Genomic DNA, 23,334 nt, shown 5'->3' with positions numbered 1-23,334 from the left:
AAACGAGCAATATCGAGGATTGTCAGTGGCCAAAGCATTAATTTCATTGAGCATCAAACAAAAGTTTCTCTTCACCCTTCTTATCGCCGTATTACTCTCCTGTCTGCTGGTCAGTGTTGTCAGTCAATGGATTGCCCGTGATTTAGTCAAACAGGATGTTGAGCAACAGCTCCTGCCCAGTAAGGTGAAACAAATTGCTAACCGCGTTGAAAAGGAAGTGGGTGTCATGCTTACCGTCGCCCACAGCATTGCCACCAACCCCTATATGATCGAATGGTCGGCGGCAGGCGCGAATAAGGCTGAAGAGCAAAAATTAGTTAATTACTTGCATCAGCTGGCCGAACAAAATGAGCTTGCAGCTGCGTCATTTGTGGATCGTCAAACATATAATTACTGGAATCAGGACGGCTTTCTTAGAAAACTGAAAAATGATGAATTTGATGGCTGGTTTTTTGCCTATAAAGAAAGTGGCAATCCGACCTCATTAAGTTTGTATAACGAACCCGGTGTGGGCTACCGACTGTTCGCTAATTACCAGCAAACCAATGGACGGGGTATGTCCGGGGTGGCAAAAGCCGTTGATGAGCTGCTGACTATAATTAACCGGGTTAAATTGGCTAAGTCTGGATTTATGTATCTGGTCGACGCTCAGGGCAACATCATTGCACATCCCGACACCAGCTTGCTGGGTAAACGTAAACTTGCCGACGTAAGTGACAGTGCCACCCAGACCACACTGCTGACCAAAGCAGACTTTAATTTAGCTAATATCGAAGTGGAAGGTCAGAACCTGTTAATGGCCAGCGCCTACATTCCTGAGGCTAACTGGTACGTCATCGCTCAGGTACCAGAAGCTGAGCTGTATAGTGATCTGAATGACGCTAACCTTATGGTGTTCATTTGGGCCATCGTTATCGCAATCATTTTTGCCTTTGTTGGCCGTTTACTGGCCAACAATATCTCACGTCCTTTGGAAAAACTGGCTGACGCTTTTCAGGAACTGGGGCGCGGCGAAGGTGATTTATCTACTCGCCTGGCAATACCAGAACAAAAAGAAACGGCCAGACTGGTAGAAGGGTTTAATAAATTTATTGCCAGCTTGCACGCGACTATCAGCACTGTTGCCAAAACCAGTACCCAGTTGCGGGGCTCCGCTCAGGAAGTGGCGCAAAAGTCCCATCAAACGCAAGACAACAGTAAACTTCAGCGCGACCACACTATCCAGGTTGCCACTGCACTAACGCAAATGGGTTCAACAGTAACTGAAGTAGCACAGTCGGCGTCCTCTGCTGCTGAAAAAGCTACCGTGGCCAATACAACATCTGAGCAGGGCCGCCAGTTAACTCAGGAAGCGGTGAAGTCAATCAATCGCCTTTCTGCACAAATTGAAGGGGTGGCCAAAGTTATCCAATCTCTGGACGATCATACGTCGGCTATTGGCGGCATCCTGGATACCATCAGAGGAATATCAGAACAAACTAATTTGCTGGCGCTAAACGCGGCAATCGAGTCAGCCCGCGCAGGCGAACATGGCAGAGGCTTCTCGGTAGTAGCAGATGAAGTAAGAACCCTCGCGCAGCGGGCAGCCAGTGCCACCGATGAGATACAGGTGAAAATTGACATGTTTCAGCAGGACTCTCGCGAAGCGGTTGTGCAAATGAAGTCAAGTCGAGAGCAGTCATCGCTGGTGGTGCAATCGGCCAAGGCACTGGATGAGATTCTACAAAAAATTGCACTCGAAATAGACGGCATTAATGAGATCAACACACAGGTAGCAGCTGCGACGGAAGAACAGACGGTGGTAGTGGAAGACATCAATGTGAACATTCACGAAATAAGTGATACCAGTGAAGATACCTTAAAGACAGCGTCGTCATTGGTTATTGTCAGTGACAAATTAGATAAATTGGCAAGCGAGTTGGCAGCGCAGGTTAACCGCTTTAAACTTTAAGGTGCGTTAAAAACAGCCTGCAATGTGCGATTTCAATCTAAAAAAACAGCCCGTCAGGGCTGTAAAGAGTGGTTGGGAAACACACTGTATTGGCAAAAAAATCAGAATATAATTGAGTAGTTCATTCGCAACTGGTTGTCATACGCTTTATCCCAGGATAGTCCCAGCGCAGCGTTTTTAGCACTCCAGGTTTCTCTCACGGCTGACAACGACAATTCATGGGTTTCGCGCAACCCCTTGGTGCGCATGTTTAATGCAAGCGCCTGACTGGTAGGTAGTTCGATAGTATCCGCAAGCGGAAGATTGATCTCGTGCTCAGAAACCACTCTATTACTGACACCCAGGGCGTAACCATCCAGCTGATACCAGGAAGCAAGTTGATAACCTCTGGCAGACACCTTTTGATTAAGCACACCATAGTCAAGTCTGCCTTTTTCATAATGCAAGGTTGCTTCAATCGTCATTCGCGGAGAAAGATGCTGAGCCATAGTAAGCTCGTATTCCCGTTGTTTACACCCATTAAACTTGAGTTTTTTGTTAGAAAACGTCACCGCGAAGTCGTCGGCACGATTTAAGTAGTCAGCGACAATGTCACCCAGCTCTGACGACCATGAGCTGGTCACAAAACATGATGCACCAGCCAGTGCTAACGTAGCGCGACAGATTGCTCGACTGATAGATTTCATCACTAACTCCCACTTACTCGTACCCAGGTACTTTCACTTTTCATGTTTCACTCTATAACGGGTATCTATTGAAACGGTCTTGCTCTCAAGAGATGAACAAATTATAAACAGCTTTTGTAATCTGTTGGGTATGAAAAAAAATGCTTAAGAATAAGCGGCGCGCAAAAAAAACGCTAAAGTGAGGGTAAAGAAAGTTTGATTAACTTAGACGGCTGCGTTCTTGAACCCTCTTGCGTTATCCATATTTCGCCATCCGCTCTGATACAAATGGCTTCGACCTGCGATAATCCTGACAACGCACTTGTGTATTGCACCTTATACTGTTCGGAGATTTGAGCCAGGTAGGGGGTGTATCCGGTTAAAGCATTGCCACTGTATCCCACTAGCAGAAAAACATTTCTTTGGGAATCCCAAGCGGCACCTGTCACGACGCCGGGGAGTCCATCAATGTTTGCTATAGGAGTCACTACTTGTTGTTTTTCCTCCACATCAACCTGGTAGACGTTCGCCACCCCGCTTCGCCAGCTTTTAGTAAACAACAATAACTGGCCATTGTGAACAACCATCGCTTCCACATCATAATCATGCTGATATGGAATATTTCTATCGAAACGATTGTCTTTATACGCGATCGAAACTGATGAAACTTCGCCGCTTTGACGATTCCACTTATGCACTTGCACCCGCTGACGATTGCCATGATTGTTGCCGGTATCAGCAATGTAAAGATAAGCGTCGTCAGCATCAATTGCTTCCCAATCGATATTCGGTACCGCTAATTGAATTTTGTCTACGATTTTCCCCGTTTCGTTCAAACTGAAAACGGCTGGCGCATTACCTGAATCATTAATTGTAAAAATTTGGTCCGCATGACAGACCAGGCCGGAGGTTTCGTGTAATTCCTCGGTTAAGTGAAGTTTCTCCGTTATCGAAAGTGAGTTGCTATGCGCACTTACCCTTGCGGTAAGAGCAATCGCGACCGCGATCGCTAAATTTGTCGGAAGAAACTTAAATTTCATCTATTAAACCTGACAGTCATCCAACTAAAGACAATAAAAGTATGTATCATAAGCACTTTACGTTGTTCAACGATTTTTAAAAAAATAGCAGGAACGCACCTTGTTTGATCCAATGATAACTTTAGTTCTCGTAGGTTTACTGTCTATCGGTTGCCAGTACTTTGCATATCGAGTGAAATTGCCTGCAATTTTACCATTATTGATCATCGGCATTGTCGTTGGACCGGTCTTCGATGTGATCAATGCGGATCGGCTGTTTGGTGACTTGTTGTTTCCGGTGGTTTCCCTTTCTGTCGCCATCATCCTGTTTGAAGGGGCATTAACCCTCAAATTCAAAGACATCGCCGGACATGGCAATATGGTGCGCAATTTGTGTTCGGTGGGCGTGGTCGTCACCTGGATTGTGGCTGCGCTGGCAGCACATTTTACTTTGGGCATGTCATGGCAACTGGCATTCTTATTTGGTGCTATTGTTACCGTTACCGGACCAACAGTAATTGTTCCGATGATACGTACTGTGAGACCGAACACGAACCTGGCCAACATTTTGCGCTGGGAAGGCATTATCATCGACCCCATCGGGGCCTTGCTCGCAGTACTGGTATTTGAATTTATCGTAGCTGCACAGGGATCAGCAATATCACATACCTTTCTCATTTTCGGCAAAACGATTGGGATCGGTTTGGCGCTGGGTTGGGCCGGAGGCTATTTTCTTGGTTTGTGCCTGCGCAAAAGCTGGATACCCCATTACCTGCAAAACACCGCTGTACTCACCATCATCTTAGGCGTGTTCGCAGCGTCCAACGTGGTAGCGCATGAATCCGGATTGCTTGCAGTTACAGTGACAGGCATGGTTTTGGCCAACATGAAAAATGTGAATGTTGAGGACATACTCGAATTTAAAGAAACCTTAAGTACGTTGCTGATTTCCGGTCTGTTTATCTTACTGGCGACCCGACTTAATCTGGATGCTATTGCCGACGTCGGTGTGGGTATTGTGTTGGTACTGATCGCGGTAATGTTTATCGCCAGACCCTTGTCTGTTATCGCTTCAGCAGTAGGCACCGGCCTTAATTGGCGCGAAATGGCACTTATCAGCTGGATTGCACCACGGGGTATTGTTGCTGCCGCGGTGAGCGCATTATTTTCGCTTAAACTTGAAGAAATAGGCTATGAAGGCGCCAGCATGATAGTACCGATGGTGTTTATGGTGATCATAGCGACGGTTATTATTCAGAGTCTGACAGCGGGTTATGTAGCCAAATGGCTGAAAGTGCAGGCGGCACCACCGACGGGTTTCTTAATTTTTGGTGGTAGCAAATTCAGCCGCCTGCTAGCCAAAGAAATGATGAACCAGGAAATTGGCGTGTGTATTGCCGATACCAACTGGGATGCAATACGCGAAGCCAGAATGATGGATATTCCGGTGTATTTTGGTAACCCTATGTCCGAACACGCGTCGCGTAACCTCCAAATGGAAACGATTGGCACAGTGTTAATCATGTCGCCTTACAAACAGTTGAATCCGATGGTGGCTTACCATTTCGAATACACTATGGGCAAAATGGAGGTGTTTGGTCTTTCAAACAACGAGCAGGCCGCTCGGCCGAGCCATCAGGTAAGCGAACATTATGCGAGAAAGCTGTCATTGTTCGATGAAGGCGTGACCTACGGCTATCTGGCGTCAGCGGTTGCCCGGGGGGCGTCCATCAAGACAACTCGGATTACTGATGAATTTTCGTTCACAGATTATATTGAAACTTATGGCGCACGGGTCACACCACTTGTAGCCATCGATGACGAACAACACTTTCATACGTTTTTGAGCGGCGAGGAAAAAATCCCTAAATCAGGCTGGAAAGTGATAAGTTTAATCGAGCCAGAACAAGGACAAGAAAATCAGAGTAACAAAGGTGGATAGTGAACATGATTACAACTAACCTATTTCGTAATGTACTGCTTTTGCTTTTGTTATCTGGCGCAGGAAATCATGCTATGGCATACGATGTGTATTTGACCCGACATTTTGAGAAACAGTCGCAATCAGCAGATCCTGAGCTGACTGCAAAGGGGCATTGGCGAGCCAAACAGTTGATAAATTTGCTGGAAGACGCGGAGATTGCGCGCATCTATAGCACGCAATATTTACGCACCCAACAAAGTGTTGCACCAATTGCAAAGCAGCTTAATCTTGAGGTTGAAATTTATCCGGCCGACAATTTGCAGGCACTGGCCGATCAGATTAAGACAAAACAGCTGAACGTTCTGGTAGTTGGACACAGTAACACCATCCCTCCACTCATTTCATTGCTTGGCGGAAAGTCGAAAGCAATGGCTGAAGAAGATTTCGGCGAACTGTTTAAACTACAGATAGTAGAGGGGGAAGTTAGCTCATCGTCGCAACTGGTTGGAATGGATGAGTAACACCCTCTCCCTGAGCGTATCCAAAATTATGTTACTTAGCCGCCTCGAGGCACGCAATCGTCGCATCTACTGCGCCCTGATTTTGCAAAATAACTTCATAGCCGGCCTTACCAAGCATTTGTGCCCGCGGCGGGTCTTTTAACCAGGCAATACAATGGTGTGAAATATCCTCCGCACTGTTTACTTCAATCAGCGCGCCCTGTTCTCGCAAATACTCACAGATGACAGGATTGTTGTATTGATGTGGTCCCATCAGTATAGGAATTGCAGCGGAGGCGGGTTCCAGTGCATTGTGCCCTCCCTTATTGGCAATGCTGCCACCCACAAAGGCCATATTGGCAACCTGATACAGCTGGTTGAGTTTGCCCATTTCATCAACCAGCACCACTTGTATCTCATCTTTGATTTGGCTGGCCTCGCTGGACAACGTGTACTCAAAAGCCGAATCCGCTAATAACCTTTCCACCAGCTCGAAGCGTTGGGGGTGGCGTGGCACTATGACCAACAACGTGTCAGGATGCGACGCGATAATCAGCTTGAAAGCGGTCAATAGTAACTGCTCTTCTGGATCGTGTGTACTGCCCGCTACAATAATGGGGCGCGGGCTGTGCAACATCTGCAAAAAGTCGGCTGCGCCGTCTTCATCACTTATCGCTTGATCAAATTTAATATTATTTGTCAGCGAAAGTTTGCTTTCAGGTATGCCTAATTTCGCATACTGCTCAAAATCGCGCGTACCTTGCGCACAAACATGGGCAAGTTTAAACATCATCGGCTCAAAGAGTGCACTGACTTTTGCGTATCGTTTAGCCGAACGCTCTGTCATACGCGCATTGATGACAACTGCCGGGATCTGCTTTTTCCAGCAACTATGAATCAGGTTCGGCCACAATTCCACTTCAGTGATTACCACCAGCTTGGGCTTAAGTCGATTAAGCATGGCGTGCATGGCAAAGGGTAAATCCAGCGGTAGATAAAAGTGGTGAACGCTGTCGCCAAACAGGGTATTGACCCTGGCAGACCCGGTTTCAGTGGTTGTGGTGATAGTAATGGGGATTTGCGGATGTGCTTGTTTAAGTTTTTTAATTACGCAGGAGGCGGCCATCACTTCACCCACCGAAACGCAGTGAAATAAATACCCCTGTTTCCGCTCTGGAACGGGTACACATCCCAACCTCTGCATAAAGTTTGATTGAAAAGCATCCAGTTGGTTGACTCCCCACTTTCTGAATTTCAGCCAGAACACCGGAAGCAGTAAAAAAAGCAGTAAAGTGTATAACCAGCGAGCGAGCTCTTCGTGCCAGTATGGGGAATAACGATCGTTCACCTGATTTTCCCTGGGTCGTTTCAACAGCGTTAAGCCCTACATTGTAAATCGATGCGCGCAGCTTGCAAAACTAACCTGCAATTCTTTTTAAATTATCTATGTGTTGTCACTAACCTACGCAACCGGCCTTTTACGAATCTGCTAAAAAAAACGGGATACTGATGTATCCCGTTTGCGTTTAGCGTGCTCTGATTAGAAGGTGAGTTGAAGCCCAGCTTTATAGAAACGACCAAGCGGGTCGTAGTTGCTAGGGAAGGTATTACCTGAATTTGAACTGGTGTCACCAATATCGTTACCCAATACAGGTGGTTCTTTATCAAACAGGTTGTCCACACCAAAGGTAAACTTCACATTGTCAGTAACCTGATAACTGGCATACAAATCAAAGTAATCATAACTGTCAATCTCTCTGAATTCGGCAAATCGCAGACTGGCTTCTGGTGGCTCTACGTCAACAGAATCAATGTGGCGCCACAACAGTGAGACGGTGAAGTCATCGTAGCTCCAGGTGGTTCGTTGTATCCAGCGAAGATCCGACAGCGGATCACAGCTGGTACCGTAATAACCTTTACAGTCAAGCACCGGTATTGCATCTGCGCTTTGTGACTCTTGCGTGAGATATTTATTGATGGTTGCCGACAGTTTTAAATTACCCATGTCACCCAAATCGAAACTGCTATCGATGGTGACTTCAATTCCCTCAGCCTGCAAACTTTTTAGGTTGGTTGTAAACAACTGCACGCCAGCAGCTGACCCCGTCAGATCACCTCCCACACGGATGATTTTAGCGCACTCATTGGTATTACCCTCGATGTAACATTGATCAAGAATCTCCTGAGCAGAAAACTCACCGATTATGTCTTCTATGAAGATATCGTAGTAATCAACCGAAACAGTAAAATCATTAGCAAATGATACTTCGGGTGTCCACACAATACCCGCAGTAAATGTTTCCGCTTCTTCGGGCCCTGGCAATGCATTGGGATTACTTCCCTGAAACGTATTTATTTGACCTGAAATGATATCCGGCACCACACCTACCTGTGCGTCACGCATACCAGTCGATATGCATAAGGCCCGCAGGTTAGCATCAATGTTACCGGCATTTGCTACAGAGCAGGGGTCTTGAATGGCATTATCAAGACCTGTGGTAACAGGAGAAAACAGCTCACCAATATTAGGAGCGCGGTTGGCTCTTTGCTCCATCACCCTTAACAGCAGTGAATCGATAGGCCGCCAGTTAAAGCCAAGTTTCCACGAATCAGTGCTGCCAACCGTGTCGTAATCTGATGTACGGAACCCAAACTCAATGTCCATTGAGTAAGCGAAGGGCTGACCATCAAATACAGGGAGAACGCCTTCGAAGAAGAACTCATCAACTTTGTAGCTACCATTTACAGGTAGGAGGTTCCCCCCTGCCCCACCTTGACAGCTTGCTGGCGCGAGTTTTAAACACTCATCAGGTTCAAGTAAGCCTGATTCTATCCGATGCTCATAGCCAACACTCACGGTTAATGGAAACCCGGCCGTGGGAATTTCTATAAACTCAATCGGACCATCAACAATAAACTGAATGATTTCCTGTTCGTATTTTTGCTGCTGAAGGGCAATGGCTCTAGCGTAACCGGCCATATCATCGGTAATGGTGCCAAATCCACCAAACAGGTCGATGGGCACACAATTCCCACCCACTGCGCAGGTAACACCGTCCCTTGTATCCAGCGCTTCCTGAATATTAGTTAGGTTGGTATAGCCATCTCTGACAGTAGTACGGTTAGCTTCACCGTACTGATACGAAAAGTCGTACATCCATTCATCAGTGATAGCTCCTCTGACTCCTGTCACCAATTGCCAGATATCAGAATCATAGCGCTCTGAACGTGTTCCCAACTCTAACGTACGACGACGCAGCCTCACCTGCAGTGAATCTTCTTCATCCACCACACCATTGGCATTCACATCATTCCAACTGCCACCATTGATCAAAGATCCATCAGCAACAGCTGCGTTGGCGCCATCAATAATAAAGCCTAATGCCTGATTGGAAATGAGTGGGTTATACAGTGGCAGCGTGAATTCCTCACCGAAGGTACCAGAAGGAGCCACCTGTTGAATTACCGTTGTATTTGTATAGTTGAATGACGTATAAACTTCTGCATAGTCATTAACTTCATAGTGGGCGAGTGCCGTCGCACTGTAACGTTGAGATGGTGTTTGATAGTAATTAAATGGATTAAAGTTAAACAGACTACAGTTATCACCCAGGGTACCATCTTCTCTGAATTGACCCGCCACTCCAGTACCTATTAATTCGAACCGTGTGGGTATTGCCGTAGTTGAACCTGAGCCTGAAAGGTCAACCACATTTGGGCCCTGACAACCTTGTGGTGGCAAAGTCGCCTCTTCGCCCGCACGATATTCAGCTAATCCTGAGCCTGTATTTGAATTGATACCAAACTGGCCAAGTGGTCTATCACCTAGCAACACCGGCTTACGTTCCATCCACGACACCGATGCAACAGCATTACCGCGGCCGTCAGCCAGATCTGAACCAACGGTCAGCGCGATATTGCTCTGCTCACCATCATCCTCATCACTGCGCTGATGGTTGACATCAACCTGAACGCCCTCGAAATTATTTTTAAGGACGACGTTGACTGCACCGGCAATTGCATCTGAGCCGTATACCGCCGACGCGCCCCCTGTGACAACATCGACTCTGTCAATCAAGGCGGTGGGAATATTTGCAGTGTCGACCTGACCATTGAAGTTAAATGGCACCATGCGCCTGCCATTTAATAACACCAGCGTTCGTTCGGCTCCCAATCCTCGTAAATCGACGGTTGCCGCGCCGGCTGTACCATTGTTAACGTTGCCACCATCAGCGGGGATCGTCGATGGCAGAGAACGCACAATTCTTTCGAACTCGGGTTGCTGCAAATACCCTACTTCCTCAGCGCCAATTGAAAATATCGGGCTGGTTGATTCAACGCCTGGTGATCGGATCCGACTACCAGTGATCGCTATTACTTCAACATCACTGGTATCCGTTGTCGCTTGATTTTCATCGGTGGTTTGCTGTGCTAATGCCAAAGAGGGTATGGCGACATGAATCGCCGCACTGAAAAGCAAAGTACGACGTACCGACGTACTGAGTTTGTTACGTGTAAACATAGGTTCCCCCTTCTTAACCCAATCATATGGGCAGAAGTTTTTTGCTTTTATTAGTGTCCAAATGTGCCAATACACTGTATTAGCGGATAGATAGCACAGGGCTATCTAATGCTAAGCTAAGTAGCTGGGGAAAAGTTAACCAGTGACGTTACCTGAATGGCGCAAACCGTGTGACAGATGGCTGTTTTTGCTTGATGAAAGGATTGACAGAAGGTGATCGCAGATACCAAATACACCCGCTCTATTTTTACGACCACAGTTTGCCGGTAAAAGTTCTAAGAGCTGGAAAGTTTATTGCTGGTTGTGTTTATTGCAAGCGGTGAGTCACTACGCTAAAGCGGTAAAAACGGGTTCAGTGTTGCTGTCCATTAACCCCATTTTTTCAGCCAACTGTCCTATAATTTTGCTAATTTATCCCTTTCGGATATGGTTAATATAAGTACAGTGACGAAATGTCTGATTCGATGAACGTACATCTTTCACGCTATTTTTGGGTTGTAACAGTATTTGTCTGGCTATCCATTCATTTAATCATTTCGTTGATTCAGCACAATGCGTTGACCTATACCTCTAACCCGGTTAATTTCGCGGCAGTTTGGTGGAAACTGGCGCCCTGGTTTGGCAATTGGATATGGATGACGGCGATTATCTTCCTGATTGTCAGAAACAACGACTCCCCCTCATTCTACAAACGACTGGCCTGTCACCTAATTGGATTGATCGTTTTACTGCCGTTGTATTGGTTTACGTGTGTCACTATGCGTACGCTTGCCAACGACAAGCCTTTGTCATCCATTGCCGAAACTTTGCTTCGCGTAATAAGTAATTCTGCCTTATTGGACGCCTGTATCTACTTCGCAGTATTGGGACTGGCATTTGGCATTCGCTTTTATCAAAACGCAATGACTAAACAAGTTGAACTGAATCATGTCAATGAGCTTCTGATCAAGGAACAGTTAAAGACACTGCGTTCGCAGCTTAATCCGCATTTTATTTTCAACACCCTCAATACCATCGTAAGCCTGGTGCGCCTGAAACGGGACGCGGAAGCGGTATTGGCCTTAACCGAATTAAGCCAGATGTTGCGCAAAATCTTAGAAAATAAAAATACTTCAGAGGCCAGTATTAAAGATGAAATGATTTTTATTAATAGTTACCTCGCCATTCAAAAAATGCGCTTTTCGGATAAGTTAAATACCACGGTAGAGGTTGAAGAGAATTGCCTGGATATCGTTATTCCCAACATGTTATTGCACCCGCTGGTAGAAAACGCGATCCAGCACGGTTCACAATTACAGCGGACAGTTAATAACTTTCATATGGCAATCACCAGGGACAACGGGATGCTGGAAGTGAGAATGACTAATAACGTTGGCGACAAGGATGAAGCCAAAGGATTTGGAATAGGCCTGGGTAATACACGTGAAATACTGGAGAGACTGTACACACATTTTCAATTAGAAATTAAACAGAAGTACAAAGGTACCGTTGAAACGGTGCTATCGATTCCAATAGGAGGGAGCAATGTATGATGTACTGGTTGTAGATGACGAAATACTCGCGCGGGAAACAGTCAAAATATTACTAGCCTGCGATAGTGAAGTGAACACAATCTGGGAGGCTGAAGACGCCCCCCGGGCGTTGACTATTGCGCAAAGTAAATCCCCTGACATTGTTATTCTCGATATCGAAATGCCTGGATTATCCGGCATTGAACTGGCAAAGCAACTACCTCACGATTGCGTAATTATATTTGCATCCGCGTTCAGCGAATTCGCACTGCCTGCATTTGAAGTCAATGCTATCGATTATTTGCTCAAACCATTCAGCGACGAACGCTTTAAAGACGCGATGAAACGCGCGAAGTCCCGTCTTTCCACTCAGCTTGAAGCACAAAGCATTGCACTCACGTCTGCTATGGTTGAGTTTATGGAGCAACACAAAGATTGCTATATAAGACGTTTGATCGTAAAAGATCCCGGTCGCATTCGCTTTGTTGATGTCGGGCAAGTTTCTTTTATTACTGGTGCGGGTAATTATGTCGAGGTTCACATGATGGATGGTAGTCACATTCTTCATCGGGAAACGTTAGCAAATTTAGAACTGCAACTTAATCCCCGTGAATTTGTACGCATACACCGCTCTTCGATTGTCAGAAGGGATTGTATTGCCGAGTTGCGTCCAAACGATAAAGGAGATTATGCGGTTATTCTTGATTCAGGTGACAAGCTGACCATGTCACGGCGAAACAGAGACAAAATCAGTGAACTGACCCATTGAGACTTTTCTTCGATAATACCTGTTTAGCGTTGGAAATGTGAGGCACAGGCAAATAAAAAAGGCCGCAGATGCGACCTTTTTTGATTTGCTACTAAAACCAAGCGAATTAAACGCCTGCTTTAGCTACAACGTCTACCAACGTCCAAGTTTTGTTCTTGGATAGAGGACGACACTCACGTACTGTTACGGTATCGCCTTCATTACAAACGTTGTTTTCGTCATGAGCGTGCAGTTTAGTTGAACGCTTGATGAACTTCCCATAAATAGGGTGTTTTACGAAACGTTCTACTACAACAGTAATGGTTTTATCCATTTTGTTGCTAACCACACGACCTTGTACTGTACGAATTTTTTGATCAGTCATTACGCATCAGCCTTTTGAGTCAGAATGGTTTTAACACGCGCGATGGTACGACGCACTTTCCTCAACTGGTCGGTTTTTTCAAGCTGACCGGTTGTGTGCTGCATGCGCAAATTGAACTGCTCGCGTAGCAGGTTTAACAACTCTGCATTCAGCTCTTCTACGCTTTTGTCTTTCAGTTCAGTCGCTTTCATTACATCACCGTCCGAGTTACAAAGGTTGTCTTAAATGGCAGTTTTGCCGCTGCCAATTCAAACGCTTCGCGTGCCAGAGACTCAGGAACACCTTCCATCTCATAAAGAACACGTCCAGGTTGAATCTGGCATACCCAGTACTCAACGTTACCTTTACCTTTACCTTGACGCACTTCAAGAGGCTTCTCAGTAATTGGCTTGTCAGGGAAAACTCGAATCCAAATTTTACCCTGACGCTTAACGTGACGAGTCATAGCACGACGCGCTGCTTCGATCTGGCGTGCAGTCATACGACCACGACCAGTTGCTTTAAGGCCATATGTACCGAAGCTTACCTTGCTGCCCGCAACGGCAAGACCACGGTTACGACCTTTATGCTGTTTACGAAATTTCGTACGCTTTGGTTGTAACATGATTAGCCCTCTCGCTTAGCGCTGCGGCCTTTCTTCTTAGGTTGAGCAGGTGGAGCCTGTTCTTGAGTAGTAGGCAAGCCGCCCAATACTTCACCTTTGAAGATCCATACTTTAACGCCGATGATACCGTAGGTAGTTGACGCTTCAGAAGTTGCGTAATCAATGTCTGCACGGAAAGTGTGCAGTGGTACGCGACCTTCACGGTACCATTCAGTACGGGCAATCTCTGCACCGCCTAAACGACCGCTAACTTCAACTTTGATACCTTTGGCACCAAGACGCATTGCGTTCTGTACCGCACGCTTCATCGCACGACGGAACATGACACGACGCTCTAGCTGGCTTGAAATGCTGTCAGCAACTAGCTGACCATCAAGCTCTGGCTTGCGTACTTCAGCAATGTTGATCTGAGCAGGCACACCGGCCAACTTAGATACATGGTTACGCAGCTTTTCTACGTCTTCACCTTTCTTACCGATAACAACGCCTGGACGAGCAGTGTGAATAGTCACACGAATACTCTTGGCAGGACGCTCGATCACGATTTTAGAAAGTGAAGCGTTCTTCAATTGTTTAGTCAGATACTGACGCACCTGATGATCGTTATACAGGTTGTCTGCATAATCTTCGGTATTAGCGTACCAGGTAGAAATCCATGGTTTGCTGATACCCAGGCGTATACCTGTAGGATGTACCTTCTGTCCCATTATCTACTCCTAGTTATCCGCTACAACCACAGTGATGTGACTGCTACGCTTAAAGATACGATCAGCACGGCCTTTGGCACGTGGCTTGATTCGCTTCATTGTTGGGCCTTCATCTACAAAGATTTTGGCAACGCGAAGCTCGTCGATGTCAGCACCTTCGTTATGCTCTGCGTTAGCAATAGCAGACTCAAGTACTTTCTTAACTAATGCTGCGCTTTTCTTCGGGCTGTACGTTAAAAGCTCAAGTGCTTTTTCTACGTGCATTCCGCGAACCTGATCCGCAACCAAACGTGCTTTTTGAGCTGACGTACGGGCGAAACGATGTTTAGCTAATGCTTCCATTTTCCTACCCCTTAACGTTTAGCTTTCTTATCCGCGACATGGCCGCGGTAAGTGCGCGTTGGCGCAAATTCGCCCAACTTATGGCCTACCATTTCGTCACTGACTAATACAGGAACGTGCTGGCGACCGTTATGGACCGCAATGGTCAACCCAATCATATCTGGGATGATCATGGAACGACGAGACCAGGTTTTAATTGGTTTACGATCGTTCTTTTCCACTGCAGCCTCTACCTTCTTCAGCAAGTGAAGGTCAATAAATGGACCCTTCTTGAGAGAACGTGGCATGGTGAATCCTCGCTATTACTTGTTACGACGACGTACGATAAGCTTATCAGTACGCTTGTTGCTTCGGGTCTTCTTACCTTTAGTAGGAGTACCCCAAGGTGATACTGGGTGACGGCCACCGGAAGTACGTCCTTCACCACCACCGTGTGGGTGGTCTACCGGGTTCATGGCAACACCACGAACAGTAGGACGAACACCGCGCCAACGGGTTGCACCCGCTTTACCCAATGAACGTAGCATATGTTCTGCATTACCGACTTCACCAATAGTGGCACGGCAATCAGACAACACTTTACGCATTTCGCCAGAACGTAGACGCAACGTAACATAGTTACCTTCACGTGCCAGGATCTGTGCGTATGCACCAGCAGAACGAGCAATTTGCGCGCCCTTACCAGGCTTCATTTCAATCGCGTGTACAGTGGTACCTACAGGCATATTGCGCATCGGCATAGCGTTACCCGCTTTAATTGCCGAATCTGCACCTGACTGAACTGCATCGCCAGCCTGAATACCTTTAGGAGCCAAAATGTAACGACGCTCACCATCTGCATACAGCACAAGTGCAATGTTTGCAGAACGGTTTGGATCGTATTCTAAACGCTCAACTTTAGCAGGAATGCCGTCTTTGTTGCGTTTAAAATCAATTACACGGTAATGTTGCTTATGACCACCACCGATATGACGTGTAGTAATACGACCATTGTTGTTACGACCGCCAGATTTGCTGTTTTTCTCCAGCAAAGGTGCATGAGGCGCGCCTTTGTGCAGGTCAGGGTTAACAACCTGAACTACATGACGACGACCGGCAGAAGTTGGCTTAGCTTTCATTAATGGCATTTCTAATCCCCTTCTTACTCAGCGCCACCGACAAAGTCGATGTCCTGACCTTCTTTAAGCACTACGTAGGCTTTTTTCCAGTCGCTGCGTTTACCGAAAGACATGCCGTGACGCTTAGTTTTACCTTTTACGTTCACAGTACGAACACCTGCAACTTCAACTTCAAACAGTTTTTCAACTGCTGCTTTGATTTCTGCTTTGTTCGCGTCTTTAGCTACTTTGAATACAACTGTGTTGTTCGTTTCTGCAGTAAGAGTTGTCTTTTCAGAAACGTGAGGTGCTTTAAGCACCGTCAGTAGACGTTCTTCTCTCATGCTAACGCCTCCTCAAGTTGTTTCACTGCGTCGGCAGTGATAAGCACTTTTTCAAATGCAATCAAGCTAACCGGATCGATGCCTGCCACGTCGCGCACGTCAACTTTATAAAGGTTGCGTGCAGATAAGAACAAGTTCTCATCAACATCTGCAGTTACGATTAACACATCGTTTAACTCAAGGTCGTTTAGCTTAGCAACCAAATCTTTAGTCTTTGGTGCATCTACAGCAAACTTCTCAACAACAACCAAACGCTCCTGACGAACTAGTTCAGACAGGATGCTTTTGATCGCACCACGATACATTTTCTTGTTAACTTTTTGTTCGAAGTTACGAGGCTTAGCAGCGAATGCACGGCCACCACCAACCCAGATCGGGCTGCGGATTGTACCAGCACGTGCACGGCCAGTACCTTTTTGACGCCATGGCTTCTTACCACCGCCGTTAACTTCTGCGCGCGTTTTTTGCGCTTTAGTACCTTGGCGAGAACCTGCACCGTAAGCAACGACTACCTGGTGTACCAGGGCTTCGTTGAATTCACGTCCAAAGGTCGCTTCGGATACTTCAAGAGCGCTTTGCGCATCTTTCAATGTTAATTCCATCAGTTCACTCCCCAGACGTTAGGCTTTTACAGCTGGCTTAACGATTACGTCGCCGCCTGTAGCGCCAGGTATGGCACCTTTAACCAGGATCAGGCTGTTCTCTACGTCAACACGTACCACTTCCAAAGATTGCGTAGTCACTTGCTTGTTACCAAGCTGACCAGCCATTTTCTTACCTTTGAAAACTTTACCAGGTGATTGGTTTTGGCCAATTGAACCCGGTGCACGGTGAGAAAGAGAGTTACCGTGAGTCATACGCTGAGAAGAGAAATTCCAACGTTTGATTGCACCAGCAAAACCTTTACCTTTTGACGTACCAGTTACGTCAATCTTTTTAGTGTCGTTAAAAATTTCAACAGTAATTTCACTGCCTACTTTAATATCGTCACCTTCGTTGCCTTCAAGGCGGAATTCCCACAGACCACGACCAGCGTCAACACCTGCTTTGCTGAAATGACCAGCAGCAGATTTGTTAACACGGTTCGCTTTCTTGGTTCCAGCAGTAACCTGAAGAGCGCGATAACCGTCAGATTCCTCAGTACGTAACTGAGTCACACGGTTTGGGGTCGCTTCAATAACAGTCACAGGGATAGACGTGCCATCTTCAGTGAAGATGCGAGTCATACCCACTTTACGACCGACTAGACCAATCGCCATTGTTATAACCCTCTCTTGTTAGCCCAGGCTGATTTGAACATCAACGCCGGCAGCCAAGTCCAAACGCATCAACGCGTCAACTGTTTTATCAGTTGGCTCGATGATGTCTACCAAACGCTTGTGAGTGCGGATTTCATATTGGTCACGCGCGTCTTTGTTAACGTGCGGAGAAATCAGAACTGTGTAGCGTTCTTTGCGAGTAGGTAGAGGAATTGGACCACTTACCTGAGCACCAGTACGTTTCGCCGTTTCCACGATTTCAGCCGTAGACTGATCGATCAATTTATGATCGAACGCTTTTAAACGAATACGAATTCTTTGATTTGGCATCGATTAAGCTCCAATCGAAAGAACAAAAAAATTCACCCTTTCTCTCCCTTTTGTATTTGGAAGAAAGGATGTGCGTAAACCGATGGTTCCCAATTGGAACCCTGTTCTTTTTCTAGCACGCCGTGAGAGATTCGCTGGAAGGCTTACCTTTCACACTGGCAACCACCCTAAAAGCAGTGAGGTCGCGGCTAAAAATCATGCCCTAATAGGGCAAGTGGGCGCGAATTATACTGATTAACTCGGTATTTGCAAGCGTTTACGACAAATAAATTGTTTCTTTTCTGATCAGTTCAATTGTTCGGTGGAAGAAGTCAATTTTAACGTTATTGTTATTACATGTAGACGCGCGTATCAATTAGAAAGTACGATGAACATCAATATGCTATTTGTAAAGAACTGGCTATTAACTGGGAAAACTAAGTTAACTTAATATTCGTTTTAACCTTTTGATCTGAGTGAAGAACTGTCCCTATGTTAGAAACCACAGGCCATCAGCAAAGCCTTGAAACAATCCATTCGATATTGGCAAGCCACTCATCTCTGATGGATGCATATCAACAACTTGAGCCAGTGATACTCAAGTTATTTGGCGCGCAGCGAATGAGTATCTTTCAACGCCGTCGTCAGCATCAGGATTTAGTTGCGCGTTTTAAAACGGGTAAAGAAACGCTCGAAATCAAGGTGCCTATCAGTCCGCTTTCCATTGCTGGCTACGTGGCATTGGCTCAACTACCGCTAATGATTGCCGACCCCTACGATACTAACGAGCTGGCTCAAATACATCCACGTCTTCGCTTTGCTGACAAATTCGACAAATCCAGTGATTTCAAAACATCCAATATTTTGTGTGTACCCATATTAAATGCTGGCGTTATGATGGGGGTAATGCAAATCATCAATAAACAGTCGGGTTCGTTTAATGATGCTGATCTTGAATTGGCTAAACAGGTTGCCGAAATAATTGGTAATAAGTTTCGCTATGAACTGGGCGGCACCAATCATCCATTCGATTTACTGCTCCACCAGCAGGCAATTACCGATAAAGCCCTCAAAGATGTATTGGAGTCATCGCAGGATTACCGCCACGTCATTCAGCGTTTAATCTCCGAATATAGAATACCAGAAGAAAAAATCGGCAACTCACTTTCTATTCATTACCAGGTGCCCTTCGTTTCCTTTCTGCCCGAAAAGTTTCACCTTTATGAAAGTAACAGCAAGCTCAACCCTTCTTATTTAAAGCGCAATTTTGTTGCTGTGATAGCGGATGTGAAAGACAAGCCTATCGTATTGATGGCCGAACCCAATAACGCTGCACTCATCATGGAAATTGAAAGCGCCATGGGTATTGATAGCTACGATATTGCAGTGGGCCTTCCTAACCATATCATGCAGTACCTGGGTGAGAACGCTGGCGGCGGCGCGCCGGGCGAGATGAGTGAAATTCTGGATGAGATTGGTACTTCAACGGAAGAAGCTGACGACTCTCACGATGAGCTGTCTGATGATGCGCCGGCGGTGGTCCGGTTGGTCAGCCGTATACTACATGATGCCAAGCGCCTCAACGCCTCAGATATCCACATTGATCCAGAGAAAAACGGACCCACCCGGGTTCGGATGAGAATTGATGGCGTGTGTCGCGATATGAACCAGGTACCTAACTCGCACCACAGTGCAGTTATTGCCCGTATTAAAATAATGTCAAACCTGAATATTGCCGAAAAACGTGTCCCTCAGGACGGCAAGCTCGCATTCAGGATGGGTGGTCAGTTGGTTGAGGTGCGGGTAGCCACCATTCCAACGGTTGCCGGCGAAGGCGTGGTCATGCGTATTCTGGCATCAGGCGGTGCAATGCCAATCGACAAGATGAACCTGGCGGATAGTAACATGGTGCGCCTGAAAACCATGATTCAAAAACCTCATGGCATTTTATTGGTAGTGGGGCCTACTGGCTCCGGTAAAACAACGACTCTGCATGCGGTGCTGGGCTATTTGAATACACCTGAGAAAAAAATCTGGACCGCGGAAGATCCGGTGGAAATAACGCAGGCTGGCCTGCAACAGGTGCAGGTTAGTCCTAAAATAGGCTTCACCTTCGCGAATGCATTACGCGCCTTTCTTCGTGCCGATCCGGATATCATTCTAATTGGTGAGATGCGGGATAAGGAAACAGCACACGCGGGCATTGAAGCCTCGCTTACCGGCCACCTGGTGTTGTCCACCCTGCACACTAACTCTGCACCTGAAACGATCACCCGTCTACTTGACCTGGGCCTCGACCCGGTTAACTTTTCAGATGCCTGTGTGGGCATTTTGGCGCAGCGCCTTATCCGCACTCTGTGCGGCAAGTGTAAAGAAAAATACCAGGCCACCGATGATGATATCGCGTTCATCGAGCGCCAGTATGGTAAGGCCTACCTTGACGAACTGCAGCTGGACGGGCCGCTTGAGATTTACCGCGCTAAGGGCTGTGACGATTGCGGCGATACCGGCTATAAAGGACGAACCGGCGTGCATGAATTGCTCGGCATGACCCCTGAATTGCGTTCACTGGTGTATAAAGAAGCCAGTGTTTCAGAAATGAAAAAGCAGGCAATGAACGATGGCATGCGTACGTTGGTGCAGGATGCTATCTATAAAGTAATTAAAGGCGATACCGATTTAGCCCAGGTACAAATTGTCGGCGGTGGCGACTAAAAGCCAGCGCCGCCTTTCATCAGCGTTACCTTGCCAAACACTGAGGCATTTTTGTAACCCAGGTTTTTATCGCCGTTCACCGCCTTAATAGCATGCGAACCCATGAAATGTTCACGGGTTTCACTGCCATCGTTATCGCAATAAGCCAGCATAAAGCCCAGTTCTTTACCGCCCGAAAGTTTTACCGGCTCACCGGGCTTTTCCACCCTGAAGGTATCGGGAAATAAATATATTTTTGCTTCCCATATGAGCTGATATGGTGGTTCGGTGCTTCTTCGCCAAGCTGACTCAACATGCTCATTAAGCAAAACAGGTTGAGCATTGTCGCCGATATCAACTACGTTACCGTCCAAAGCGAGATGGTAAGCGAAGGCATTATAATTACTCAGATGATTACCACCTGATGCATCCTCATCTACAAAAATCTCAAGACAATCGTCGTCCCAGTAATTGACCAATGGATCAGGGTGTCTGTCATAGATAACATCATCAATGATTTCCGCCAATAAAAACAGAGCGTCCTCGTTCCAGGCCAGTTTGTAGCGCCCCGAAAAATCATCTTTTGTGGGTATGTCGCCGATGATGTGATGATCCATTGCATGCCAATAGCCTGATTGCCACACGCTATCATCCGCAACACCATCAATATTAACTGGCGTTATCGCGTATTGATTACCTAGTGCATTGACATACATAGGTAAAAAAATAAATACCAAAAAAGGTGTAAAGTTTCTCAAAATTCTTCCGATAACAGTTGTACAGGGTTAAATTGTTTGTTAGAACGATTTAAACCGAGGTGCGTAAAAATTACACAATATCGCGTGCAGTAAATCGTACTACTTACTATCTACTACGCGACACACCAACATTTCATATCATAATAAAAGCAAAATATATTGCTGTATATCTGTCTGTCGGGGTTACGCTACCTGAGACAGATCATTAATTGTTAGGGGAACAAAGCGAAGGGTCTTGGTACAAAATATGCATTATTTTGTATGAGACAGGTATGAGGCTTAGCAATTAACTCGCTATTGCGAGAGAGGAAGTGATCATGACAATCAATCGTCTGCCTTCTAATGCGATTGAGGAAGTACGTGCAATCGCCAATGAAACACGACCACGACAAGTGGCTGCGCAGCCAGCGTTCACAGAGGACGATGCGGAAGCGGTCAATATTGCACTGCGCGAAAGGTTAGATAACCTGCGTGAGCGCCAGTTGCAGCGCCAAAGCGAGCTGGAGTCATTGCGCCGTGACCAGCGCAATGAGCTACAGACACAACAAAGCCAGTTACCGCTGGGACAAACGCAACAGTCGGTCGAAAATAACCGTCGGTTAAGTGAGCGCGTTGACGAACAAGTTGCATTACGAGAAGCATTTCAACAACGTCAGACCGAGCAGTCGGAAAGGCTGCAACAACAGCGCAACGACCGAATTGAAGAAGCGGTAGAACGTAGAGAACAACAACAGGCTGAAAGACAGCAACAGGCTGAATTGCGTGAACAGCGCGTTGAAGAACGTGTGGAACGCGATAGATTGCGCCGTGAAGAGTCACAGGAACGCATAGAAGCGCGTGAACAGCAACAACGTGAGCGTCGTGAAGAAGTTCGACAGGACGAGGAACGTCAGGAGCGGCGCCTACAAGAGCAACGTCTTGAAGAAGAGCGAGTGCAGGAACAGTTGCTAGCTGAACAGCGTGAGGAAGAACAGCGTGTAACGGAAGACTTGCAAGCGCAAAATGCACAGCAGCAATTGCAACAGGATCAAACGCAGATTGAGCAGATTATTGAGGCACAACGTCGCGCTTCCAGATTACAACAGGAAGCGTTAGATGAAGCACTGCTTGAAGAGTCGCGGTTAGAAGAGTTCACTGAGGAAGAGCAGCTTGAAGCACAAACCTCTGATGAGTTATTGGAAATATTGCGTGAAGAGGCTTTGGTGATTCAGACTATTCTCGAACGGCAAGTAGCAGAAACGGATATTTCTGATTTAAACAGTCAGTTAGCGAATGTGCAAACCGATTTGTTACAAGAAACGGAAGAGAATGCTCGTCGCCGTCAAAATTTCCAACCCGCCTCTGCGCGGCTAGGTAATTTCATTGACCAACTCAGTTAACAGCGATCGTTTATTGGAAGGGCTGCATACGCAGCCCTTTTTTATTATCTCAACAAAATAAGGGTAAAAAAATTATCTTGAATGTGGTTAAATCTAACTCCATCAACACATTCAATGCGCCTAAGCACTATGTATAAATTTGTCTTCTCCCTTTTTATCGTTACTTTTCTTACTGCCTGTAACTCATTGCCTGATGATAGTCAGCTGGCGAAAGAAGACTATGGGACATTCCCGCAGGATTATGAACTCATCATCAAAGCCTGGTATAACAAAACTGAGTCTCACCCAACATCTATGTTTATTAATTACATCACCAAACCTAAACGTTATTGGTTGGCCAATAAACTTGGTGATGCCTGGTATGGTTATTTGGTTTGCGTCACCATCGATTCAAAAAATCGTTTAGGTGCGTATTCTGGCTTCAGACGTGACGCGTTTATCATTAAAAACGATCACGTGATCAAATATATTGAAGATGGTTCATGGTGGGGTGAGAAGTTGTGTGGGGGCTAAATTCCCGTTCGCTTAGCCGTTAAAGCACGCCGACGTTTGACACACCTCTAAAATTGATTAAAAATCGTTCTCGCTTTTTTGCGTATCGATAGCAAATTTTTTA

At 46.3% G+C, this 23,334-nt stretch carries 24 protein-coding genes; 8 read left to right on the top strand and 16 right to left on the bottom strand.

The window, feature by feature from the left end; genetic code table 11:
• Nucleotides 1–25: 25 nt before the first annotated feature.
• On the top strand, nt 26–1,951 hold the full coding sequence (locus tag HCJ96_RS08195) for a methyl-accepting chemotaxis protein (protein WP_343034682.1): 1,926 nt from the start codon (nt 26–28) through the stop codon (nt 1,949–1,951).
• A 101-nt stretch (nt 1,952–2,052) separates the two neighbouring features.
• Here the strand turns inward: HCJ96_RS08195 and HCJ96_RS08190 are convergent, their stop codons facing one another.
• Both HCJ96_RS08190 and HCJ96_RS08185 read right to left on the bottom strand, forming a co-directional pair.
• On the bottom strand, nt 2,053–2,637 hold the full coding sequence (locus HCJ96_RS08190) for a hypothetical protein (protein ID WP_169210557.1): 585 nt from the start codon (nt 2,635–2,637) through the stop codon (nt 2,053–2,055).
• Between the two features lie 173 nt (nt 2,638–2,810).
• On the bottom strand, nt 2,811–3,656 hold the full coding sequence (locus HCJ96_RS08185; protein WP_169210556.1) for a hypothetical protein: 846 nt from the start codon (nt 3,654–3,656) through the stop codon (nt 2,811–2,813).
• 112 nt (nt 3,657–3,768) lie between these two features.
• On the opposite strand from HCJ96_RS08185, the gene HCJ96_RS08180 reads away from it, so the two are divergent.
• Complete coding sequence (locus tag HCJ96_RS08180) at nt 3,769–5,577, top strand: cation:proton antiporter (RefSeq protein ID WP_425483737.1); 1,809 nt, start codon at nt 3,769–3,771, stop codon at nt 5,575–5,577.
• A gap of 5 nt (nt 5,578–5,582) precedes the next feature.
• Nucleotides 5,583–6,080: a histidine phosphatase family protein gene (locus HCJ96_RS08175; RefSeq protein ID WP_169210554.1), complete on the top strand. Its 498-nt coding sequence runs from the start codon at nt 5,583–5,585 to the stop codon at nt 6,078–6,080.
• A 31-nt stretch (nt 6,081–6,111) separates the two neighbouring features.
• On the opposite strand, the gene waaA is transcribed toward HCJ96_RS08175, so the two are convergent.
• The gene (gene waaA, locus HCJ96_RS08170) at nt 6,112–7,407 is read right to left on the bottom strand and encodes a lipid IV(A) 3-deoxy-D-manno-octulosonic acid transferase (protein WP_169210553.1); all 1,296 of its coding nucleotides are present in this window, start codon (nt 7,405–7,407) and stop codon (nt 6,112–6,114) included.
• A 192-nt stretch (nt 7,408–7,599) separates the two neighbouring features.
• Nucleotides 7,600–10,581 carry a TonB-dependent receptor domain-containing protein gene (locus tag HCJ96_RS08165; protein ID WP_169210552.1) on the bottom strand — a complete coding sequence of 994 codons (2,982 nt, stop codon included), beginning with the start codon at nt 10,579–10,581 and terminating at the stop codon, nt 7,600–7,602.
• 452 nt (nt 10,582–11,033) lie between these two features.
• Between HCJ96_RS08165 and HCJ96_RS08160 the strand changes: the two genes are divergently transcribed.
• Together HCJ96_RS08160 and HCJ96_RS08155 are read left to right on the top strand one after the other, a co-directional pair.
• Nucleotides 11,034–12,113 carry a sensor histidine kinase gene (locus HCJ96_RS08160; RefSeq protein WP_169210551.1) on the top strand — a complete coding sequence of 360 codons (1,080 nt, stop codon included), beginning with the start codon at nt 11,034–11,036 and terminating at the stop codon, nt 12,111–12,113.
• Nucleotides 12,106–12,861 (top strand): LytR/AlgR family response regulator transcription factor, encoded by a 756-nt coding sequence (locus HCJ96_RS08155; protein WP_169210550.1) that lies wholly within the window; start codon nt 12,106–12,108, stop codon nt 12,859–12,861. Before HCJ96_RS08160 ends, HCJ96_RS08155 begins: the two co-directional genes overlap by 8 nt.
• 106 nt (nt 12,862–12,967) lie before the next feature.
• Here the strand turns inward: HCJ96_RS08155 and rpsQ are convergent, their stop codons facing one another.
• Genes rpsQ through rpsJ form a run of 11 tightly spaced genes read right to left on the bottom strand, consistent with a single transcriptional unit; the run spans nt 12,968 to nt 17,908 of the window.
• Entirely contained in the window at nt 12,968–13,225 is a 258-nt protein-coding gene (rpsQ, locus tag HCJ96_RS08150; RefSeq protein ID WP_169210549.1) for a 30S ribosomal protein S17, read from the bottom strand.
• Entirely contained in the window at nt 13,225–13,416 is a 192-nt protein-coding gene (gene rpmC / locus HCJ96_RS08145) for a 50S ribosomal protein L29 (RefSeq protein WP_169210548.1), read from the bottom strand. The genes rpsQ and rpmC overlap by 1 nt, the downstream gene beginning before the upstream one ends.
• Nucleotides 13,416–13,829: a 50S ribosomal protein L16 gene (gene rplP / locus HCJ96_RS08140; protein WP_018982450.1), complete on the bottom strand. Its 414-nt coding sequence runs from the start codon at nt 13,827–13,829 to the stop codon at nt 13,416–13,418. Before rplP ends, rpmC begins: the two co-directional genes overlap by 1 nt.
• Before the next feature lie 2 nt (nt 13,830–13,831).
• Nucleotides 13,832–14,536: a 30S ribosomal protein S3 gene (gene rpsC, locus HCJ96_RS08135; protein ID WP_169210547.1), complete on the bottom strand. Its 705-nt coding sequence runs from the start codon at nt 14,534–14,536 to the stop codon at nt 13,832–13,834.
• Between the two features lie 9 nt (nt 14,537–14,545).
• Complete coding sequence (rplV, locus tag HCJ96_RS08130; RefSeq protein ID WP_137168352.1) at nt 14,546–14,878, bottom strand: 50S ribosomal protein L22; 333 nt, start codon at nt 14,876–14,878, stop codon at nt 14,546–14,548.
• 11 nt (nt 14,879–14,889) lie between these two features.
• Nucleotides 14,890–15,165 (bottom strand): 30S ribosomal protein S19, encoded by a 276-nt coding sequence (gene rpsS / locus HCJ96_RS08125; protein WP_169210546.1) that lies wholly within the window; start codon nt 15,163–15,165, stop codon nt 14,890–14,892.
• A gap of 15 nt (nt 15,166–15,180) precedes the next feature.
• Nucleotides 15,181–16,005, bottom strand: a complete 825-nt coding sequence (rplB, locus tag HCJ96_RS08120; protein ID WP_169210545.1) for a 50S ribosomal protein L2 — start codon at nt 16,003–16,005, stop codon at nt 15,181–15,183.
• Between the two features lie 14 nt (nt 16,006–16,019).
• The gene (gene rplW / locus HCJ96_RS08115) at nt 16,020–16,319 is read right to left on the bottom strand and encodes a 50S ribosomal protein L23 (protein ID WP_169210544.1); all 300 of its coding nucleotides are present in this window, start codon (nt 16,317–16,319) and stop codon (nt 16,020–16,022) included.
• Nucleotides 16,316–16,921, bottom strand: a complete 606-nt coding sequence (gene rplD / locus HCJ96_RS08110) for a 50S ribosomal protein L4 (RefSeq protein WP_169210543.1) — start codon at nt 16,919–16,921, stop codon at nt 16,316–16,318. Before rplD ends, rplW begins: the two co-directional genes overlap by 4 nt.
• 18 nt (nt 16,922–16,939) lie before the next feature.
• Nucleotides 16,940–17,578, bottom strand: a complete 639-nt coding sequence (rplC, locus tag HCJ96_RS08105; RefSeq protein ID WP_169210542.1) for a 50S ribosomal protein L3 — start codon at nt 17,576–17,578, stop codon at nt 16,940–16,942.
• 18 nt (nt 17,579–17,596) lie between these two features.
• The gene (rpsJ, locus tag HCJ96_RS08100; protein WP_010179497.1) at nt 17,597–17,908 is read right to left on the bottom strand and encodes a 30S ribosomal protein S10; all 312 of its coding nucleotides are present in this window, start codon (nt 17,906–17,908) and stop codon (nt 17,597–17,599) included.
• A 471-nt stretch (nt 17,909–18,379) separates the two neighbouring features.
• Between rpsJ and HCJ96_RS08095 the strand changes: the two genes are divergently transcribed.
• A complete protein-coding gene (locus HCJ96_RS08095) occupies nt 18,380–20,602 on the top strand; it encodes a GspE/PulE family protein (protein ID WP_169210541.1) in 2,223 nt (740 codons plus the stop codon).
• Here HCJ96_RS08095 and HCJ96_RS08090 read toward each other — a convergent pair.
• A complete protein-coding gene (locus HCJ96_RS08090) occupies nt 20,599–21,297 on the bottom strand; it encodes a sugar-binding protein (protein ID WP_169210765.1) in 699 nt (232 codons plus the stop codon). The genes HCJ96_RS08095 and HCJ96_RS08090 overlap by 4 nt on opposite strands.
• A 359-nt stretch (nt 21,298–21,656) precedes the next feature.
• On the opposite strand from HCJ96_RS08090, the gene HCJ96_RS08085 reads away from it, so the two are divergent.
• Nucleotides 21,657–22,718, top strand: coding sequence for a coiled-coil domain-containing protein (locus HCJ96_RS08085; protein ID WP_169210540.1), 1,062 nt, complete (start codon nt 21,657–21,659; stop codon nt 22,716–22,718).
• 129 nt (nt 22,719–22,847) lie between these two features.
• The gene (locus tag HCJ96_RS08080; RefSeq protein WP_169210539.1) at nt 22,848–23,231 is read left to right on the top strand and encodes a hypothetical protein; all 384 of its coding nucleotides are present in this window, start codon (nt 22,848–22,850) and stop codon (nt 23,229–23,231) included.
• Nucleotides 23,232–23,334: the final 103 nt, after the last annotated feature.

Origin of the sequence: Alteromonas ponticola, assembly GCF_012911815.1 — a bacterium.
In the GTDB taxonomy this organism is placed as follows: Bacteria; Pseudomonadota; Gammaproteobacteria; order Enterobacterales; family Alteromonadaceae; genus Alteromonas; species Alteromonas ponticola.
Note: the sequence above shows the minus strand (reverse complement) of the source record. Positions and strands in the feature narration are given on the sequence as shown.